This is a genomic window from Streptomyces viridosporus (assembly GCF_002078235.1).
Classification (GTDB): Bacteria; Actinomycetota; Actinomycetes; order Streptomycetales; family Streptomycetaceae; genus Streptomyces; species Streptomyces viridosporus.
Window position 1 is genome coordinate 1 of record NZ_MSGP01000925.1, and the last position, 904, is coordinate 904.

2 pseudogenes are annotated in these 904 nt (G+C 67.1%); both read left to right on the plus strand.

The window, feature by feature from the left end:
* A pseudogene (locus B7L92_RS43445) lies at window positions 1–129 on the plus strand (HAD family phosphatase); the annotation flags it as partial.
* Between the two features lie 441 nt (window positions 130–570).
* Window positions 571–904 (plus strand): annotated as a pseudogene (locus B7L92_RS38705) (ABC transporter substrate-binding protein); the annotation flags it as partial.

Genomic DNA, 904 nt, shown 5'->3' on the forward strand with positions numbered 1-904 from the left:
GCGGGCTGCCAGGTCGTGGCGGTGCCCTCCGTGGCCCCGATCGCCCCGGCCGTCCGGCGCACCGTCGTCCCCTCACTGGAAGTCGTGGACCTGACATTTCTGCGCGGTCTGATGACGGAAATGCTCTAGGCGTTCACCCAGTGTGCAAAAAGGTTAGGGGTGGAATTCCCGCCGTCGGTGTCCGGGTCCACCGGCCCGTGTCCGAGGGAATTCGCTCCGTTGCCGATGGCTGAATTCCGGGGCCGACGAGCTCGTTTTCACATGTGAGGTTCAACACGCCGTAGGGGGTCGACAGGGAGGGCGGCATGTGCTGTCCGTCCCTTATCGGCGGTCGTCGGCGTGCCCTTGTGTCCCGATTGGGGGGACGCTGCACTAATCCTTCCCCGGTCACATCTTCCGGTGCGTTCACACCCGGTTCCACTGCGTGATGACGCCTCAACTCCGCTGGCTGCGGGCCTTCCTGCGGGCGCGGACTAATCTCATCGCGAGAACATCACCCCTACCCCGTGAGCCGTTGCGACACCCTGCGTGCCGGGTACACGGAGTCGACAGTCCTGGAGAAACTCGAGCATGAACCGCAAGACTTTGGTGCTGGCGGCCGCGATGGGCCTGCTCGCACCGGTGCTCGCTGCCTGTGGTGACACCGGGGGCGGAAGCAGCAGCGGCGACGCGATCGTCGTCGGCACCACGGACCGGTTCACCGCATCGAAGGACCACCCCGCGCCCCTCGACCCGGCCTTCGCCTACGACGTCGGCACCTGGAACATCCTGCGCCAGACCGTGCAGACCCTGATGGTCCAGCCGCGGGGCGAGGGCGATCCGGTGCCCGAGGCGGCCGAGTCCTGCGGCTTCACCGACGCCGGCAACGAGCGGTACAGCTGCACGCTGCGCGACGGCCTGAAGT